The sequence below is a fragment of the Streptomyces sp. C1-1 genome, from assembly GCF_050214755.1.
Lineage (GTDB): Bacteria > Actinomycetota > Actinomycetes > Streptomycetales > Streptomycetaceae > Streptomyces.
The window spans coordinates 63,084-81,378 of the sequence record NZ_CP189826.1; the positions used below are offsets into that span (position 1 = coordinate 63,084).

Here is an 18,295-nt window from a genome sequence, read left to right on the forward strand (position 1 = left end):
GAGCAACAGGCACCAGCCGACATCTGAGCAGCAGTGGGGGCCCGACCGGTGTACCGGTCGGGCCCCCACTGCGTGCCGCCTCCATGACTGTGGGAGCCGTCGACCTGCGACGACACAGGCCGCCGGCTGACCGGGGTCAGCCGGCGGGCCGGGCTCAGGCGTCGATGATGACGGGGATGATGAGGGGCCTGCGGCGGTGGGTGCGAAACGCCCAGTTCGCCACGGCGCGGGCGACGAGTTGTTCGAGTTGGCGGGCGTCCCCGACGCCTTCCTCGGCCGCGGTGGCCAGGGTCTTCTCGATGACGGGGATGACCGGCTCGAAGGTGGCGTCGTCGTGGACGAAACCCCGGGCAAGGAAGTCCGGGGCCTCGGCGAGGGCGCCGGTGTCCGCGTCGACGATCGCCACCACCGTGACCACGCCCTCGGCCGCGAGGGTGAGACGGTCCTTGAGGGACGCCTCGGTGGCGCCGCCGACTTCCATACCGTCCACGTAGACGTTGCCGGCGGGGACCTTGCCGGTGATGGACGCGCGCCCGTCGACCAGGTCGACGACGACGCCGTCCTCGGCGATGACGACCCGTTCGGGATCGACGCCGGTACGGATGGCGAGATCCCCGTTGGCCCGCAGGTGACGCCATTCGCCGTGCACGGGCATGACGTTGCGGGGTTTGACGATGTTGTAGCAGTAGACGAGTTCGCCGGCGCTGGCGTGCCCGGAGACGTGCACCTTGGCGTTGCCCTTGTGCACCACGTGAGCGCCCCACCGGGTCAGTCCGTTGATCACCCGGTAGATGGCGTTCTCGTTGCCGGGGATGAGGGAGCTGGCGAGCAGGACGGTGTCGTCCTTGCCGATGCGGATCATGTGGTCGCGGTTGGCCATCCGTGACAGCGCGGCCATCGGCTCGCCCTGGGAGCCGGTGCACACCAGGGTGACCTTGTGGTCCGGGAGTTTCTCCAGCTCCTTGGTGCTCACCACCAGGCCGGAGGGGACCTTCAGATAGCCGAGGTCACGGGCGATGCCCATGTTGCGGACCATCGACCGGCCGACGAAGGCGACCTTGCGGCCGTGCTGGTGGGCGGCGTCCAGAACCTGCTGGATGCGGTGCACATGGCTGGCGAAGCTGGAGACGATCACCCGGCGCGGCGCGGTGCGCATCACCTGCTCGATCGCCGGGTTCAGCTCCCGCTCGGAGGTGGTGAAGCCGGGGACTTCGGCGTTGGTGGAGTCGGTGAGGAACAAATCCACGCCCTCCTCGCCCAGGCGGGCGAAGGCACGCAGATCGGTGATGCGGTCGTCCAGAGGGAACTGGTCCATCTTGAAGTCGCCGGTGTGCAGCACCATCCCGGCCCGGGTGCGGATCGCGACCGCGAGACTGTCGGGGATGGAGTGGTTGACCGCCACGAACTCGCAGTCGAAGGGCCCGAAACCGCGCCGGTCGCCCTCGCGCACCCGTACCGTGCGCGGCCGGATGCCGTGCTCCTTGAGCTTGGCCTCCAAGAACGCCAGCGTCAGCTTGGACCCGATGACGGGGATGTCGCGCCGCTCGCGCAGCAGGTACGGCACACCGCCGATGTGGTCCTCGTGGCCGTGGGTGAGGACGATGCCCACGACGTCGTCCAGCCGGTCCCTGATCGAGGTGAAGTCCGGCAGGATCACGTCCACGCCGGGCTGGGTCTCCTCGGGGAACAGTACGCCGCAGTCGACGATGAGCAGCTTGCCGGCGTGCTCGAAGACGGTCATGTTGCGGCCGATCTCACCCAGGCCGCCCAGGGCAGTGACCCGCAGCCCTCCTTCGGGAAGGGGTGGGGCGGTTTTCAGTTCGGGGTGCGGATGGCTCATACCCCTGACGGTACCCGGAGAGCGGGGCAGGATGATCCATTGCCCGTACCAGCGCCCAGGTCTGCACCTGTCTTCCCGGCCACGGGTGCGGTTGGGACCGCGTGTCTGAAGCGCGCCGCCGGCCACGTCGGCGCGAAGGGCGGGGCTCATCGCCCCGCCCGCCGTGGGCGGCCCTCTGCCCGTTCAGGCTGAGGTTGTGGGCTACTGGCGGTCTTGTGCGCGCAGTTGTTCGTTGATGCGCTGGGCTTCCTCGAGCTGGTCTTCGAGGATGATGATGCGGCAGGCGGCCTCGATCGGGGTGCCCTGGTCGACGAGCTCGCGGGCGCGGGCGGCGATGCGCAACTGGTAGCGGGAGAAGCGACGGTGGCCGCCCTCGGAGCGCAGCGGGGTGATCAGGCGGTGCTCGCCCAGGGTGCGCAGGAAGGCAGGGGTGGTGCCGAGCATCTCGGCGGCCCGGCCCATGGTGTAGGCGGGGTAGTCGTCGTCATCCAAAGGAGTGACGGAGCGGGAACTGCCAGGGGGCATAGACCTCTTCTTTCAGCGGACGCGTCGAGGGGCCCGGACGCCGTAGCGGCGCCCGGGCCCCGAGCTTTCAACACCATCTACCGGCCTACTGCGCCGGCCTTCTGTGTCCGCAGGGTCCGCCTGGGAGGGCGGGGCTGCGGGGATCGCGGATGCGTGACCGGGGACCACCTTCCAATCCGGGGCCTTGCGGTACCCGGGCGGGCTACTTCCTTGCCCGGGCGATCCTGATGGCGTCTCGCTCCTTACCTTCGGTTACTTCGGCTGCACTGCTGGGTACCACGGGTACTACTCACGGCCCCTCGTGGGGTCGTGTCCTTCTTGACCTACCGGCACGGCAGTTCGTGTCTGCCGCGCCACATCGACTTCCCGAGTACAAACAGAACGGTACCCCTCTGACGCGCCAATGTCTACTGTCGCCATGACAGGTTTTCTCTGTGGCCGGTGCAGGGACTTCTTCCGCTGGTACAGCCGGAAGAGTGACGTCCCGGGATGAATCCCGGTGCAGCGGGCACATCCGTGGACCTGACGGAGTGACACGGAGCCGCCCTCAGCCCGGACCGGCCCGGCTCCTACGGCTTCGCCTGCGGGATGAACATGATCCACGGCACGCTGGTGGTCGAACCGGCGCAGGCCGCGGAGGGCTCCGGACCGCCCGCCCCAGGCGGGCACGGCACCGCAGCCCCTCCCGCTGCTCCCACCGTTTCCCCCGACGGCGGGCCGCGAGCCGGTCAGGAGCGAACAGCGGCCGAGGCGGAGGCCGCGGACGCAGCCGAACGGCAGACGGAGATCAAGGACCTCACCCGCAGGGTGCTGACGGGAGCGGTGCTCACCGCCCCGGTGCTGTTCGCGGTGATGGCACACGAAGTCTTCGGCGCCGACTGGGTGCCCGGCTGGATGCTGAACCACTGGCTGCAGCTGGCGCTGATCACGCCGGTGATGTTCTACACGGGGTGGCCGATCCACGTGACGGGCTGGCTGACCCTGCGCCACCGGGCCGCCGACATGAACTCCCTGATCACCCTCGGCACCAGTGCCGCCTACGGCTACAGCCTGCTGGTCACCCTCGCCCCCGGGCTGCTTCCGCAGGACGTCCGGGAGGTCTACTTCGAGGCCGTCGGCGTCATCCTGACCCTGATCCTGCTCGGCCGGCTGCTGGAGGCGCGCGCGAAGGCCGGAACCGGCGAGGCCATCCGCGCCCTGCTGGACCTGCAGGCCCGCACCGCCCGCGTCGTGCGGGACGGAACAGAGGCCGAGATCCCCGTCGACGACGTGGTGGTGGGAGACGAGATCGTCGTGCGGCCCGGAGAGAAGATTCCCGTCGACGCCGAGGTGGTCGCGGGCTCCTCGGCGGTGGACGAGTCGATGGTCACCGGCGAGCCGATGCCGGTGACCAAGCGCAGCGGCGACACGGTCGTCGGCGCCACCGTCAACGGCACCGGGTCCCTGCGGGTACGGGCGGCCAAGGTCGGCGCGGACACGATGCTGGCCCAGATCATCCGCCTGGTGCAGCAGGCCCAGGCCTCCAAGGCCCCCATCCAGCGGCTCGCCGATGCCGTGGCGGCGTACTTCGTGCCCGCGGTCATCGCCATCGCGCTCGCGACCTTCGCCATCTGGTTCGCCTTCGGGCCGTCGCCCGCGCTGACCCTCGCGATGGTCTCCGCGGTCGCGGTGCTGATCATCGCCTGCCCGTGCGCGCTGGGTCTCGACGCCGCGCGACTTCCCGTGAGAGAGGCACAGCGCATGAACACCGCCCAACTGTTCGTCGCGGAGGGCACCTTCGGCGTCCTGGACAGCGGGGACATCCCCGTCGACACCGCCGACTGGTCCAACGGGCTGGCCGCACCCATGTCGCACGGCGCCATCATCCTCACCGGCATCCACACCGGCAACGTCCAGGTGACGGCCGAACCACTCGACACCCCGCCCCCGGCCGGCGACCCCACCGCCTGGGAAGAGATCGTCGAGACCAGCGTTCACTGCCCGTCCGGCCAACTGCTCGTGGAGTCCCTCGACCTCGGCCCCGCCGACGAACTGCCCAACCTGGCCACCGCCGGCCCCGGCTGGTACCGCCTGCGCGTCCACGCACACGGCCGCGCCACCAACCCCGACGGCACCGACTGCGAACCCATCGAGCGATACCTGCTGACCGCCTGGCCCGCACCCCCCACCACCACGGCCATCCTCAAACCCAGTGACCGCATCACCGCAGAACTCGCCCGGCACACCGACCAGCCGACCCCAGCCCCCGCCGCGGATCAGGTCGCGGACGGCGGCGAGCACGGCGGGCGTATTGCGGTTCCTGACCTGGGACTTGTCCTCGCCGAAGACGACATCACGCACCCAGTGGACGGTGTTCTCCACGGTCCAGTGCCCGCGAGCCCAGGCGGCGATCTCGGCCGCGTCGGCCTGTTCGGCGGGCAGGTCGGTGATGGCGTAGACGGTCTCGCTGAGGTGTCGACCTGGACGGCCGCGGAGCCGCGCCGCTCACTCCCCGGCTGTCCGAGAGCGGTAGACGTGCCGGAGGCCGAGCAGTTCGGCGACGGCCTCCAGCCAGCGGGCGGCCTGCTCGTCGCCGTCGACCCCGTCGGCTCTCGCCCGCTGGGAAGGCGCCGCAGTGCCGGCCGCGCTGTCCCGCGGCGGTATCACGTTCGCCGCGAGCCTCACGCTGTGCCTGGCCGTTCTTGCAGCACTGGACCGGACGTAGACCCCGACCGGGTCAGGGTTCTTCTGTTCCCAAGGCTTGTCGGGCGGCGTGCTGGAAGGCACGGTCCGGAGCGCGTTTCGCCTGCCACGCCTGCTCGAAGCGCTCATAGCACTCATCGAGTCGGCCGTGTCCCTCCCGCCGAGCCGCCGCGTACCAGTCCATCCCGGCCCTCTCCCACTCATACATCGCTACGCGCAGTTCGTCGGCCGCGGTCGCGGCGGCCCCAGGGCCGGCCACAGTCACTGCTGCGACAGCGGTGCTGAAGTCGGTCCAGGCCTGGTGCGCCTCTGCGAAAGAGGACCGCCACTGCTCTGGAGTGGATCGATCGTCCCAAACCAGATCGGAAAACCCCCCATGCAGCCGACAACAGCTTCGTGGCCGCGATGCACGCGCTATACGCCTCCCGACGGGCAACCTCGCGCCGCTGCTCGCGGTCGGCCTGCACCTGGCGTCGTTGCTGACGCCCTGGAGCGATCACAGACACCCACCCACCGGCCACAGCTCCCAGCGCGCCAATCACCCGTGCCCACCACAACCGCCAGAGACGACATTCAGCACTGGGCTACCGCACCCCGATCGAGTACGAACTACTCTCCGCACAAGACACCACCCACGCAGCCAGTTAGCCATCGCAGCTGGAACCCAAACCGTGGGGCAGGTCAACCTGTCACCCGAACCTGCATCAGACCCCTTGACGTGCGTCATCGCCGTTGCTGCCGAGGTGCTGTTCCAGGTGCGATGGCGACCGCGTTTCCTACGAGCGGTGATGGCCGACCCAGTAGCCACGGCCGCGTTGGCGCGGATGCCGCGCGCCTATCAGCACCAGGCCGCGCCGACCGACGACCCCGCCGTGAACTGGCGCTTCGTGCATGACAATCCGTGGCCAGGTGACTCCTACCAATGTCCCAAAACGAGGGAGACCACGCTCTGGTTCGTCTTTCAGTGGTTCATTCTTCTGGCGCTGCCCGGCATGATGGGTTATGCGGCACTGCTCGTGCTTCCGCTGCGTGCCGTGCTGCCGCCCGTCTGGACGCCGAACTGGTTCTTCAGCGGCTCATACAACGGTGACTGGCAGTCCTACGGCCACTCCCAGCCCGGCGAGAATCCCTGGCAACTCTATGAACGGGTCCGGTCAGCCATCGGACATCCAGGCCAGGCGCCAGCTGGCCGCGGGAGGCCAGTGGCACGGCCCGACAGCGATCATCGGGTCGGTGGACAGGACGCACCGTGAGCTGGACGCCTCCGGCTTCGTCGTGCTGCCCCGCCGCTGGGTCGTCGAGAGGTCGCTCGCCTGGATGATGCACGCCCGCCGCCACACAAGGGACTATGAACGGCTCATCCAGCACTCCGAAACCTTGATCACCTGGGCAGCCATCACCCTCATGACCAGGCGACTCGCCCGGAAAGGCGCCACCCCCAGCTGGCCAAGGAGACCGGCATCTGTCGACGACCAGGGCATCGACGTGGACAAGATGATCGTGGGCCGTGAGCGGAGCATCGTCATCGACACCGTCGACTTGCTCCTGGCTGTCACGGCCACGAGCCGTGCGGATCCGTCGCCAGCCAAGCCCTCATAGAGAGGGCGGCCGCCTAGCCCAGGGAGCAGCTCGACTTCTCAGCCGGGGACGACCCGCATCCTTCGGCCGGGATTGCGAGGATGAGCCGGTAGATCCCGAATGCCAGCGCCCCCAGGATCACCGCGGAGACGACGAGGTGCGCCGCGCGTGTCCATCGTGCCTGCCAGTGGTTGTGAGCCAGGAGGAGGAACAGGGCGGCTAGCAGCCAGACGAACAGACCGACGGCGCTGATGATGGCGATCCCCACTATGTGCACCAGTGGAGGATGCCCCTGGCAAACATGATCACCCGCTCCGGCTGCCCGGGTCTGTGGCCTTCGGCCGGAGGCCCTGTGCCCAATTTGCCCTCTCCTATGTCGTCATGGCCCAGGGCGGTCACCGGCATCGGCTCACGAAGGTGCCATGAAGCTCGGCAAGGCGCTGGCCACCGGAGTCGCGGAAGAGCGGTCGCGAAACCACGAGGAAGAACTCGAACTCCGCCGACTGATCAACCTCGGACTCACCCGAACCGGCACCACCTGGCACCTCACTCCGGCCACCGCGGCCCAGGAGCACAACTTTGCGGGCGAGGCGAAGCGATGGACATCGCCGATCTCGGCCACCATGACGGCGGCCAGGACGGGGCCGATGCCCGGGATGGCCTGCACTGCCCGGTAGCCGGGATCATCACAGAGCAGGCGGCAGGTCTGCTTCTCCACCGCGGCGATCTCTGCGCTGAGGAAAGCGATCAGGCGCAGCAGCGAGTCGACGCGCAGCCGGTAGGTGCCGTGCAGGCCGGCGCGGGCGAGCCGCTCGGCACCGGCGCGGCCGAACAGATGGTTGACGTGCACCTGGATGCCCGCCTTGCCGAGCACTGCGTGCACCTGGGCCTTGGCGGAGGTGCGCGCGCCCAGCAGTCGGTGCCGGTAACGCACCAACTCCCTCACCTCACGCACATCTCGCGGAGCGATCCACGCCTCGGCGAGCCGTCCCATGCGCAGGAGGTCCGCCAGGTCGGCGGCGCCCCTCTCGTCAGTCTTCACCTGCCGGTAGGAGAACATCTTGACTCCCAGCGCATGCGCCAGGTGCACCTCCACGCCCGCCTCGGCGAGAGCGTCGGCCGCCCAGTACCAGCCGTAGGTGGCCTCCAGCACCACCCCCCGGGGCCGGACCCGCCTTGGCGATCTCTGCCTTCAAAGCGGCCGGACTGTTGTCGATGCGTGTCCGGCCCAACCGCTCGCCCGTAGCGGTCGTCCGCACCAGCACCGAACGGCAGCGGTGCAGGTCCACGCCCACGATCTCGGGCTCGGGCTCGGCGTAGCCTGGTTGTCGGAACGTCAGGAGCCTCCTGCCTGTGGACAGCGTCCTTGTCTCCTGGACCGAGCGTCGTCCGCACCCGGCCGGAACGGGAGGCCCCGCTCCTACATCGCATCAATTTGACGGCCCTGTCTCACATTCGGTGGTGACGGAGAGTCGTGAGGGTCGTTGGCCTTCCCGTGAAGGATGTCAACGAGCTTGTGCAGACGGTTTTTCGGGGCTGTCCCCGCTGGTCACAGAGGAGGTGACCGACGAGGGAGAGCGGATGTGGTGCGAGCCCGGACGCCGACGGAGGCCGCTGTGTGCCGGGCGCCGTCCGGGCGGGTGCACGGACATCAGTTGCGGGTGCGGCGCGCCTGGTGTGTCCCACGCGCGGCTGCCGCCACACCTTCCGCGAACAGGTGCCCGGAGTCCTGGAGCGATATCAGCGCCACACCGCCCGCCTCACCAGGCAGGTCAAGGCCGTGGTCAAGGAGTTAGCGGGCCGGAGCGGGTGCACGCGGCCTGCAGGATGGCCAGGACACGTGTCATGCGGGTGCTGCTCTGGCCGGGGCCGGCGTACTGGGGGACCGTGGTCGTGGGCAATGCGGGCACCGGCGGCGGCAGGAGCGTGATCGCCGTTGAGGTTGCGCTCGAAACCGCTGCCCGCACCCGTGGTGTCAGCCTGGACAGGGCGATCTTCCGCAGCGACAACGAAGCCCCGTACGCGTCGAAGGAGTTCGCGAAGGGGTGCCGTCGACTCGGCGTGACAACCGCTGGACGAACGTCCTCAACGAGTTCGACCCGCTCTTCGACGGCCGCCTCACCGCCGGACGAGCGTATGCCGATCAGCCCACCGAAGAACCTGTACGCCAATCGGACGACCTTCACCTGATTCCTGATAGACCCTCGGCGTCGGCGACGTTGGATCCAACGCGCTCCGCCAGGCTCGGGTCGCGGCGGACCAGGAGTCCGGCACCGCAGTCACCAAGACCGCGCTCACCCTCTCCGCGGCCGGGCTGCCCACCCACGTCGACACCACCCGGGCCAGTGTCGGCACCGGCGGCTACGACCTCACCTACGACGCCGCGGGCCGCCTCACCACAGGCTGCGCCCCGCAGCCCTGGGTCACCGGCTGCGCCTCCGGTCGTATCACCTCCTACACCTACGACAAAGTCGGCAACCGCCTGACGTCCACGCTGGGTACCGCGTCCACCAGTTACAGCTACGACGACGCCGACCAGCTCACCTCGACGACCACCGGCACCGCGACCACCGCCTACGACTACGACTACGACTACGACTACGACTACGACTACGACAGCGAAGGCAACCAGACCAAGGCGGGCGCCGACATCTACACCTACGACCTGGCCGGACAGATCTCCGCCGCCACGGTCGCCGGCAGCGCCTACACCTTTGACCACGACGCGAGCGGCAACCAGGTCACCGCCGCCAAGGACGGCACCGTCACCAGCCGCACCCAGTGGGACCCCAACGCCCCGCTGCCGATCCTGGCCACCGAGTACGACAGCGCCTGGACAGTCAAGCAGTCCTACCGCTACGACCCCCTCGGCCAGCCGACAGCGACCAAGAACGCCGCGGGCGCGCTCTTCTACTACCACCACGACACCCAGGGCTCCCCGGTCGACGTCACGGGCAGCACCGGCACCCTCTACCAGCGCTGGGCCTACGACCCCTACGGCACTCGCGCCCTGAACGCGGTCACCAGCGGCGCCCCCACAAGCACCCCGTCGTACACGGGCGCCCGCTACGAGACCACCACCGGCAACCTCGATCTGCACGCCCGTCAGTACACCCCGGCGACGGGCCGCTTCAACCGCCCCGACCCAGCAACACCGGAGCGCAGCAGCCCCTACGTGACGGCGTACGCGTACGCGAACGACACCCCCACCCTCTACACCGACCCCAGCGGCCTGAGCCCCGACGACCCCAACAACGGGCACGTCGACAGCCTCGGCGACTGGTACTGCCCCGGCGCACGATCTGCTGCAGCCTCTGCCCCTCCAGGTCGGTCAGGCTGCGCACACGGAGGGACTGTAAGACGTTCGGTGTAACTCCCGATCATGGAAGATGCATCGATGACCAGTGAGAACGTGTCCGAGTCCGAGACCGTGCGGCCCACGAAGGCTGCGTCGGCGAAGGCCGTGGACGACCAGTTGATCGACGAGCTGGTGGGCCGGGCCCAGGCCGAGGGCCTGCAGCTGACTGGCGAGGGCGGGCTGCTGCAGCAACTGACCAAGCGGCTGCTGGAGTCCGCCCTGGAAGGCGAGATCACCGACCACCTCGGATACGACAAGCACGATGCAGCCGGGAAGAACGGCGGCAACTCCCGCAACGGCAAACGCACCAAGACCGTCCTGACCGATGTCGGCCCGGTGGAGATAACCGTGCCCCGCGACCGCGACGGTTCCTTCGAACCGAAGATCGTCAAGAAGCGGCAGAAGCGCCTGACCGGCGTCGACGAGATGGTCATCTCACTGGCCGCGAAGGGCCTGACCACCGGCGAGGTCCAGGCCCACCTGGCCGAGGTCTACGGCGCCGACGTCTCCCGCCAGACCATCTCCACCATCACCGACAAAGTCCTCGAGGGCATGACCGAATGGCAGAGCCGGCCCCTCGACGCTGCTTGACTTCTATCGGTGATTGCGAACGCCCCGGAAGGAGAGCGTTCGGATGCCGAAGTACGCCCCCAACAAGATGCCGAGCTCGGTGAAGAAGCGGTACTTTGAGTTGCTCAGGGAGGGCTACAAGGGTGCGGCGGCGGCTCGGGTGGTGGGGGTCTCCGCCAGCTGCGGTTCGAACTGGTTCATCGAAGCTGGAAGCATGATCGTCCCCGACGCCGGCCCGATATCGCCGCGCTTCCTGACTCAGAACGACCGCATCGCCATCGCCGACGGACTCCAGGCCAAGCAGACCGTCAAGGAGATCGCCGCGTCGATCGGGAAGAGCTTTCAGACCGTCTACCGCGAGATCAAGCGCAACGCGAAGCCGGACGGCAGCTACCACCCCTGGTGGGCCCACAACCAGTCCCTGCTGCGGCGCCGCCGTCCCAAGGAGGAGAAGATCCGCGGCAGCGAGCCGCTGCGGACGCTCGTGCGCGAGAAGCTCACCGAAAAGTGGTCGCCGCAGCAGATCGCGCGTTACCTGGCCCGCGAGTACGCGAATGACGTGGCGATGCGGGCCTGTCCGGAGACGATCTACCGGGCCCTGTTCGCCGGCCTCCTCGGCCGCCGCGAAGCCAAGCTCCGCACCGGCCGCACCCGCCGCAAGAAGCAGCGCCGTGGTGTCCCCACACTGAACAAGATCAAGAACATGACGCTCATCCACGAGCGGCCCATCGAGGTCAACGACCGTACTACTCCCGGGCATTGGGAAGGGGACCTGATCATCGGTCGCGGCCAGGGCTCCGCGATCGGCACCCTCGTCGAGCGCACGACCCGCTACGTGCACCTGATCCACCTGCCGCACGGCTGGAAGGCCCCGCAGGTCCGCAACGCGCTCATCACGCAGACCGCGCACATCCCGCCCCAGTTGCGGCGGACGCTGACCTGGGATCAGGGCCGTGAGCTGACCCTGCACGAGGACATCGAGGCGCTGACCGGGTTTCGGATCTACTTCTGTGACCCGCACTCACCCTGGCAGCGCGGCTCGAACGAGAACACCAACGGCCTGCTGCGGCAGTACTTTCCCAAGGGCACCAACCTGTCCGTCCACACTGCACGAGACCTCCGCGAAGTCGCGCGTCAGCTCAACCGGCGCCCCCGACTCGTCCTTGGCGACAGGACCCCAGCCGAGGTCATGCGAGAATGCCTCACAGGCCCATTGACCAGGTGATTCGCAACCACTGATAGAAACCGCCCGCCGCATCGTCTGCACGACGAATGCGATCGAGTCGGTTAACGCACGGATCCGTCGGGCGGTGAAAGCCCGCGGGCACTTCCCCAACGAGCAAGCCGCGTTGAAGTGCGTCTACATGGCGATCATGTCCCTCGACCCCACCGGCAAGGGCCAGGCCCGCGGACCATGCGCTGGAAGACCGCGCTGAACGCCTTCGACATCACCTTCGACGGCCGCCTCTCAGCGGCCCGTCAGTAATCCCAACTACCCAGTTACACCACTCGTTTGACAGTCCCCACACGGACAGGCTGCCGGCTGCTTGCGCCCGCGTCCGGGTCGGTCTGGGACGTCTGGCGGCCCAGCAGGTCGTAGTCGAGCGTCCACACCGTCTTGTCGGGAGCCGTGACCTGGTGCTGTTGGCCCGGGGCCGTGTATCCGTAGGTGGTGGCCGAGGTGGTGCCGCCGGTGGCGGTGAAGCCGGTTGCCGCAGTGCCGGACACGGCGGGCGGGGCGGTGTACTGGTCCAGTTCGGTGGTCTGGCCGCGTGCGTCGACGACCTTGGCGGAGACCACCCCGCCCTTGGGAGGCAGGACGGTGGTCCGGTCTCCGGTGTATGCGGTGGTCGTGGTCCAGGTCTTGACCCCGTCGTGTTCCTCGGTGACCAGATCGGGCCTCCCCTGCCCGTCGTAGTCGGTGACGGTGGTGTCGGGGATGGAGACCTGGGAGACCGATATCAGGCTGTTGCCAGGGCTGCCGCCCACGGCGTAGGCGTTGTTGGTGGCGACCGTCCAGCCGTGCGAGTCGTACTGGGTGTCCGAGACCGCGGTGCTTGAGTTCTCCGCTGTCGCCTGTAGCTGCAGCGGCCGCAGCATCGCGTCGAACAGTGTCTCGCTGGTCTGGTAACTGCCGTTGTCGAGGAGTGTGTTGGACGCGACGACCGACGGGGCCGACTGGGACATGCTGTAGGTGTAAGTCGTGTTCGCCGGAGCGCCGTTGGCCTTGATCTCATTGGGCAGCCACACCCCGGTCATGCGGCCGAGCGCGTCGTACGTGAGCGAGGTGAGCAGGCCGGCCGCGTCCGTCTTGGCGGTAAGCAGGGCGCGGGCCGGGTCTACGGTGCTGCTGGTGAGCTGGCAGTCCTTGGATGACGTGGTGGTCGTGGAGCAGTCCACGCCGGGCGTGACCTGGGTGATGGTCGTGCTGCTGGTGGGGAGTTCGCCGCTGGACGGGGTGTAGTGGATGAAGACCGTCTGGGCGAGGCTCTTGCCATCTGGGGAGGTGGATTTGGGGGTGCGGGTCGCCTTGGTGGCGCGGCCGTAGGAGTCGTAGCTGGTGGCGGTCTGGTCCACGAACGTGGTTACTGTGGCGCCGGTGGCCGCTGATGCCTGCTGGACCAGGGTGACGTCACCGGTCGTGGGCAGAGCCGGGTTCTGCTGGCCGTCACCGTCGTAGGCGAAGGCGTTGCTGTCGTAGGAGCTGCGGGTATCGGCGATCAGTGTCCCGCTGGGAGTGGCTCCGGCACTGGAGCAGTCCTGTGCCGTGGTGATGACCTCGGCGGGGACGACCAGGGTGTTTCCGCTGCCGGTGAGGTAGCGGGTGTAGGTGAACTTGGCGACGTTGTTGCTGTCGGCGGTCTCACCGCGGTCGTCGAGCTGCACGGGCATGCCGGTCGTCGACTTGCCCAGGGTGGTGTTGTAGAAGGTGTCGGTCTCGGTCTTGCGCCAGCCGTAGGACACAGTCTGTCGGGTCAGTGTCTTGGCGGGACGGACCATCTGTGCCGTCAGGTCGGGCAGACCGCTGCGGTTGCGGCTGGCCGTGGGGCCGATGACTGTGGGCACGTTGACAACGGCTTTGTCCAGGCTGCCCGTGGCGCTGGTGTAGGTGTCGGTCTCGAACGTCTGGCCGGCCAAGGTGTCGTCGTCCGCGACCGAGGTGGCGCCGTCCTGGCTGGTCAGGTCGGGCACGGAACGGGTCTTACCCCCGGGCAGGGTGTGAGATTCATGGGGCAGGGCTGGATGTTCTTCAGGTCCTCCAGAGGCTTGGGTGCGTATGCCGGGTGTAGGCGCTGGACCAGGGCTGGTCGCTCGCGAAGATCTGGCCTGTCGGCTCCTCACCATTGGCCGTACACTGCCAATTCATAAGCAAGCGGGCTGTATTGACGGGGGGGAGCCCACCATGTCTGGGGATTTCTACGGCCAGAACAGATTCGTACCGCCCATGCCGTCGAGTCCTCCGCCCGCGCCGCCGGACGCAGGCCGGGCCGTCGCCGTCGCCCTGCTCAACCTCAGCGGTCTGGGCCTGGGTTACGCGCTGATGCGCCGCTGGGTCCCGGCCGCCGTGTGCTGGGCGGCGACCGTCGTCCTGCTGCTGATGGCGCTGCCTGCGGACGCCGACGGCGTGCCCGGGCTCGCGCTCGGCCTGTACGTCGTGTTCCTGGTGCTGACCGCCGTCCACGGCGCCGTCGTCGCACTGCGCACGCGCCTGGCCTGGCCGGGACGGTCGCCGATCGCGATCCTGCTGGGCGTGGTGCTGCTCGCCGTACCGGTGGGCGGGTCCGTGCTGTACGACAACGCCCGCCAGGAGGCCATCGAGCAGGCCCTCCTCGACCGGCTCCAGAAGGCCGACGACCTGGTGACGGCTGCTGGCCGGGACTCGTTCGGCGGCGGCAAGTCCGACTACAGGTCGGCGCTCGAGACCTACCGGAACCTCGCGGTCCACCATTCGGGCTCCCGCGCGGCGGCCGAGGTCCCCGACCGGATGAGGACCTACTACGCGACGGTGGGCGCGGCCTACGGTCACAAGAACTACTGCGACGCCGTGGCACCGCTCGAGTACCTGCGCACGGTGCCCGACACCATGCCCAAGGACGCCATCGGCTCTCTGCGCACATGGCCCGACGACCGGCTCGCCACCTCGCTGTACGAGTGCGGTTCGCAGCGGATGTCCGGTGGCGACTCGGACTGGGTCACGCAGTACGGCAACCTGCTGGACACCTTTCCCGACTCCGAGCCGGCCGCGAAGGTCGCCCCCGCGGTGAGTTCGGCCGTCGACGCCGCCGCCAAGGAGGTACACGGCGACGACCCGTGCGCCGCCGTCTCCCAGCTGCGCGAGCTGAAGACCCAGATCGGCGACCTGTCCGGCAGCGCGGGCGAGCAGTTGAGCGACCTCGACAAGGACGCCGACCGGGCGGGCGCGAAGGCCGACGCCGGTGACTACGACTGCGGCGTCCACCAGTACAAACACGGCGACTTCGATGAGGCCCAGCAGACCCTCACCGACTTCGCCTCCGCTCACAAGCACGACAAGAACCGGGCCCGCGCCCAGAAGATCGCCATAGCCGCCGAGATCGCCCAGACCATCCCGGCCGCCGGCAAGAAGCTGCCCACCACCGCCTCCGGCGGCGGCATCTCGGTGACGGTGAAGAACGACAGCCCCGACGACATCACCGTCCTCTACACCGGCCCCGTCACCGGCAGTTTCACCCTCAAGGCCTGCGGCAGTTGCAAGGCCTACTCCTTCACCGACACCATCACCCCCGGCTTCAAGCCCTGCTCCAGCGGCAAGAGCTACCCCCAGCGCACCATCAGCCTGCCAGCGGGCACCACCTACTTCGTCCACAAGCCCAAGAACCGCACCACCTCGTCGCCCGCCAAGGACACCGCCAAGATCAGCTCCGGCTACATCTACACCGAGTGCTCCTACACCACGCAGAGCCTCGGCAGTGGTCACTGACGGGCCGTTCCCTGCCGGTGGCGCCGAGCGTCACCGGCAGGGGCGAACCGCCGGGTGTGCCATGAGCATGTAGTGCCTCCTTCATCACGGGCCACGGTGCGATCACGTGCAGATCCGCGAAAATCCAGGGATCGGGGCTCCATGCGTCCCGTGTCCGAGGCCGGCCGTCGAGGTGGTGCTCGCCGGCCGGCCACCGCACCGGCGCTCAGTCCTTGGTCTGCTCCAGTGTGGACTTGGTGTCCGACTTCAGCCAGTCACGGACCTCGCTGAGATCCGGCGGGCTCGTGTCACTGTCGTACGTCGTGCGGTACTCGGTGAACCCCATGGTGTACGTCATCCAGCCGTCCCGGACGGCGAGAGTGGCATAGATGGATCCGCTGGTTGTGCCGCTGGTGGTGTCGTTGCTGACGAGATACGCCTCGTCACCGATGCCCTTGACGATCTCCACGTCGTAACCCGAGTGGCTCTTGCGGTAGTTCTTCCACAGAGCGGTGAACTCCGCCGCCGGATCGGTCTTCTTGTGCAGGTCCATCTGCATGGTGAGATAGGCGTCCCCGTAGCTGGACGGGGTCTTCTTCAGGCTCAGGCTGCAGTAACTCTCGTCCAGCGCGTCGGACTTGAGAGAGTTGCGGAGCGGCGAGGAGTCGTCATCCGGGTACTCGTCCTTGAACGACGAGTAGTCCGCGCCTGTGCACAGGTTCGAGGGGGTGCTGTAGCCGCGCAGGTCGGCGCTGTCGCCCCGGCCGAGGAGGAACACGCCGCCCGCCCATGCGGCGGAGGCGACCACCGCGCCGACGACCGCCCACAACACGGCCCGCCCGGCGCCGCCACCGCCCCCCGGGGCCGCTGGGACGGGCACGGGGCCGTAGTAGGGCTGCGCGGCATACGGGTTGCCCGGCTGGGGCTGGGGCTGGGGCTGGGCAGGCTGGCCGACCAGGGTGGGCTGGGCGTAGAAGTTCGGCTGGGCCGGTGTGGGCGCGGGAGCCGGCGGCGGGTCGGATCCCGGCGCACCCGGAGCCGCGGGCTGCGGATTCGGGGACTGCGGCTTGGGGTGCGGATACGCGCTCGGCGTCTCCGGCGTCTCCGGGATGCCTGGCTGATCAGATGGCTGCGAAGCCTCGGGTGGCGTGGACATGATGTGAAGATAGTCGGCGATAGGCGTCAAGTCCCATGATATCCAGGATCGTTATGGCCTGGGCACGGCTCTGCTACGGCGCAGAGGGAACCGAACGAAGGAACCGCGTTACTGAGGTTGAACTCGTGATGTCGCCGGGTGGCTTAGGTGGGTCTAATTGTCGGGCCGGTCTCGGCGAGGCGGCCGTCTATGACCAGACCGCCGGCCGCCGCTGATTACCTGGTGCGCTCAGTGCGGTCGTCGTACTCTTCGCGGGCAGTGATGACTTCTTCGATGTGCAGCACCGACCACTCCGTGAGCGCCTTCAGCGGTTCCCGTAGCGTCTGGCCGAGCGCAGTCAGCTCATACTCCACGTGCGGCGGCACCTCTGGGTAGACGGTCCGGCTGACCAGCCCGTCGCGTTCGAGGGTGCGCAGCGTCTGGGTGAGCATCTTCTCGCTCACGCCCGCCAGCGCCTGCCGGAGATGACCGAACCGGGAGGTCCCGTTCCGGCCGAGTTCGCCCAGCACGAGGACCGCCCACTTGCTGCCGATCTGGTCGAGCAGGTCCCGCGACGGGCAGCCGCGCTCGTACGGATCGAATGACGGCATGGGCCCGGTCACATTCTCGACAGCAGCCATACGGCTCACCTCAATGCTTTCGCTGCGGTAAGTACCCTACCAAGAAGTGGCTACTCCCCAACAGAGAGTGTCCAGGTCATTCTGTGTTCCATCCCGCGGCGGACGGACCGCGGCAGGCGTGCAAGGCACGCGCGGAAGGAAGGAATGACCATCATGCCGATCGTCGTCACCGGAGCCACCGGCCAGCTGGGCAGGCTCACCGTCGAGGCACTGCTGCGGCGCGGGATCCCGGCCGCGGACATCATCGCGACCGGCCGGGACATCGCCGGAATCAAGGATTTGGCCGACCGAGGCATCACGGTACGCCGCGCCGACTTCGCGCAGACCGACGGCCTGGCCGAGGCATTCGCGGGGGCGGAAAGGCTGCTGCTGATCTCGGCCTCGGTCCCCGTGGGCGAGCGGGTCGCCAACCACCGCCGCGTGATCGACGCCGCAGCGTCCGCAGGCGTGTCGCTGGTGGCGTACACGAGCACGACGCACGCGGACACGGCCACCACCGTCATCGGTGCCACGCACGGCGAGACCGAGGCGTATCTGCGGGACTGCGGAATCCCCAGCGTGCTGCTGCGCAACGGCTGGTACCTGGAGAATTACACCAGCCAACTGCCGCAGATCCTGCAGAACGGCGCGGTCGTCGGCGCCGCAGGCGAGGGGCGGATCAGCGCCGCGTCCCGCGCCGACTACGCCGAGGCCGCCGCGGTCGTCCTCACCGCTGAAGGCCACACCGGCGCCGTGTACGAGCTCGGCGGCGACGAATCCTTCACCCTGACTGAGCTCGCCGCCGCGATCTCCGCTGCGGCCGGCAAGCAGGTTACCTACGCTGACCTCCCGGTGGCCGACTTCGCCCAGGTACTGGCCGCCGCGGGCCTACCCGCCGAGCTGGCAGAGGTCCTCGCTGACGCTGACCGCGGTATGAACCGCGGCGAGATGTACACCGACTCTGGCGACTTGCGCCGCCTGATCGGCCGCCCGCCCGTGACCCTGGCCGAGGCACTCGCGGCCGCCCTGCATGGCTGAGGTTGAACTC

At 68.4% G+C, this 18,295-nt stretch carries 13 protein-coding genes and 6 pseudogenes; 11 read left to right on the plus strand and 8 right to left on the minus strand.

What is annotated here, in order from left to right; genetic code table 11:
• Positions 1 to 154 precede the first annotated feature (154 nt).
• The gene (locus tag ACQF4J_RS00375) at positions 155 to 1,840 is read right to left on the minus strand and encodes a ribonuclease J (protein WP_058920489.1); all 1,686 of its coding nucleotides are present in this window, start codon (positions 1,838 to 1,840) and stop codon (positions 155 to 157) included.
• A 201-nt stretch (positions 1,841 to 2,041) separates the two neighbouring features.
• A complete protein-coding gene (locus ACQF4J_RS00380) occupies positions 2,042 to 2,365 on the minus strand; it encodes a MerR family transcriptional regulator (protein WP_351585173.1) in 324 nt (107 codons plus the stop codon).
• Between the two features lie 546 nt (positions 2,366 to 2,911).
• On the opposite strand from ACQF4J_RS00380, the pseudogene ACQF4J_RS00385 reads away from it, so the two are divergent.
• Positions 2,912 to 4,069: pseudogene (locus ACQF4J_RS00385) on the plus strand (HAD-IC family P-type ATPase); the annotation flags it as partial.
• A 543-nt stretch (positions 4,070 to 4,612) separates the two neighbouring features.
• On the opposite strand, the pseudogene ACQF4J_RS00390 reads toward ACQF4J_RS00385, so the two are convergent.
• Positions 4,613 to 4,813: pseudogene (locus ACQF4J_RS00390) on the minus strand (transposase); the annotation flags it as partial.
• Positions 4,814 to 5,718: 905 nt separating this feature from the next.
• Between ACQF4J_RS00390 and ACQF4J_RS00395 the strand changes: the two are divergent.
• Entirely contained in the window at positions 5,719 to 6,300 is a 582-nt protein-coding gene (locus tag ACQF4J_RS00395; RefSeq protein WP_427168708.1) for a hypothetical protein, read from the plus strand.
• Positions 6,278 to 6,646, plus strand: a pseudogene (locus tag ACQF4J_RS00400) (hypothetical protein); the annotation flags it as partial. The gene ACQF4J_RS00395 and the pseudogene ACQF4J_RS00400, both read left to right, overlap by 23 nt.
• A 13-nt stretch (positions 6,647 to 6,659) precedes the next feature.
• On the opposite strand, the gene ACQF4J_RS00405 reads toward ACQF4J_RS00400, so the two are convergent.
• Positions 6,660 to 6,902 (minus strand): hypothetical protein, encoded by a 243-nt coding sequence (locus ACQF4J_RS00405; protein ID WP_351988141.1) that lies wholly within the window; start codon positions 6,900 to 6,902, stop codon positions 6,660 to 6,662.
• 132 nt (positions 6,903 to 7,034) lie between these two features.
• Positions 7,035 to 7,778 carry an IS110 family transposase gene (locus tag ACQF4J_RS00410; protein ID WP_427164127.1) on the minus strand — a complete coding sequence of 248 codons (744 nt, stop codon included), beginning with the start codon at positions 7,776 to 7,778 and terminating at the stop codon, positions 7,035 to 7,037.
• Positions 7,779 to 8,099: 321 nt separating this feature from the next.
• On the opposite strand from ACQF4J_RS00410, the pseudogene ACQF4J_RS00415 reads away from it, so the two are divergent.
• The 6 genes and pseudogenes from ACQF4J_RS00415 to ACQF4J_RS00440 form a co-directional block, all read left to right on the plus strand.
• Positions 8,100 to 8,435, plus strand: a pseudogene (locus ACQF4J_RS00415) (ISL3 family transposase); the annotation flags it as partial.
• 35 nt (positions 8,436 to 8,470) lie between these two features.
• Complete coding sequence (locus tag ACQF4J_RS00420) at positions 8,471 to 8,815, plus strand: hypothetical protein (protein ID WP_427168709.1); 345 nt, start codon at positions 8,471 to 8,473, stop codon at positions 8,813 to 8,815.
• A gap of 619 nt (positions 8,816 to 9,434) precedes the next feature.
• Positions 9,435 to 9,998, plus strand: coding sequence for an RHS repeat-associated core domain-containing protein (locus ACQF4J_RS00425; protein WP_427168542.1), 564 nt, complete (start codon positions 9,435 to 9,437; stop codon positions 9,996 to 9,998).
• Between the two features lie 24 nt (positions 9,999 to 10,022).
• Positions 10,023 to 10,565, plus strand: a pseudogene (locus ACQF4J_RS00430) (transposase); the annotation flags it as partial.
• 52 nt (positions 10,566 to 10,617) lie between these two features.
• Entirely contained in the window at positions 10,618 to 11,778 is a 1,161-nt protein-coding gene (locus ACQF4J_RS00435) for an IS30 family transposase (RefSeq protein ID WP_427164128.1), read from the plus strand.
• A gap of 25 nt (positions 11,779 to 11,803) precedes the next feature.
• A pseudogene (locus ACQF4J_RS00440) lies at positions 11,804 to 12,039 on the plus strand (transposase); the annotation flags it as partial.
• A gap of 14 nt (positions 12,040 to 12,053) precedes the next feature.
• Here ACQF4J_RS00440 and ACQF4J_RS00445 read toward each other — a convergent pair.
• The gene (locus tag ACQF4J_RS00445) at positions 12,054 to 13,745 is read right to left on the minus strand and encodes a hypothetical protein (RefSeq protein ID WP_427164129.1); all 1,692 of its coding nucleotides are present in this window, start codon (positions 13,743 to 13,745) and stop codon (positions 12,054 to 12,056) included.
• Positions 13,746 to 13,956: 211 nt separating this feature from the next.
• Between ACQF4J_RS00445 and ACQF4J_RS00450 the strand changes: the two genes are divergently transcribed.
• On the plus strand, positions 13,957 to 15,513 hold the full coding sequence (locus ACQF4J_RS00450; RefSeq protein ID WP_427164130.1) for a hypothetical protein: 1,557 nt from the start codon (positions 13,957 to 13,959) through the stop codon (positions 15,511 to 15,513).
• Between the two features lie 205 nt (positions 15,514 to 15,718).
• Here the strand turns inward: ACQF4J_RS00450 and ACQF4J_RS00455 are convergent, their stop codons facing one another.
• Both ACQF4J_RS00455 and ACQF4J_RS00460 read right to left on the minus strand, forming a co-directional pair.
• Positions 15,719 to 16,648: a hypothetical protein gene (locus tag ACQF4J_RS00455; protein WP_427164132.1), complete on the minus strand. Its 930-nt coding sequence runs from the start codon at positions 16,646 to 16,648 to the stop codon at positions 15,719 to 15,721.
• A gap of 215 nt (positions 16,649 to 16,863) precedes the next feature.
• The gene (locus ACQF4J_RS00460) at positions 16,864 to 17,268 is read right to left on the minus strand and encodes a winged helix-turn-helix transcriptional regulator (RefSeq protein ID WP_067253666.1); all 405 of its coding nucleotides are present in this window, start codon (positions 17,266 to 17,268) and stop codon (positions 16,864 to 16,866) included.
• Positions 17,269 to 17,412: 144 nt separating this feature from the next.
• Between ACQF4J_RS00460 and ACQF4J_RS00465 the strand changes: the two genes are divergently transcribed.
• On the plus strand, positions 17,413 to 18,285 hold the full coding sequence (locus tag ACQF4J_RS00465) for an SDR family oxidoreductase (RefSeq protein ID WP_351581022.1): 873 nt from the start codon (positions 17,413 to 17,415) through the stop codon (positions 18,283 to 18,285).
• Positions 18,286 to 18,295 lie beyond the last annotated feature (10 nt).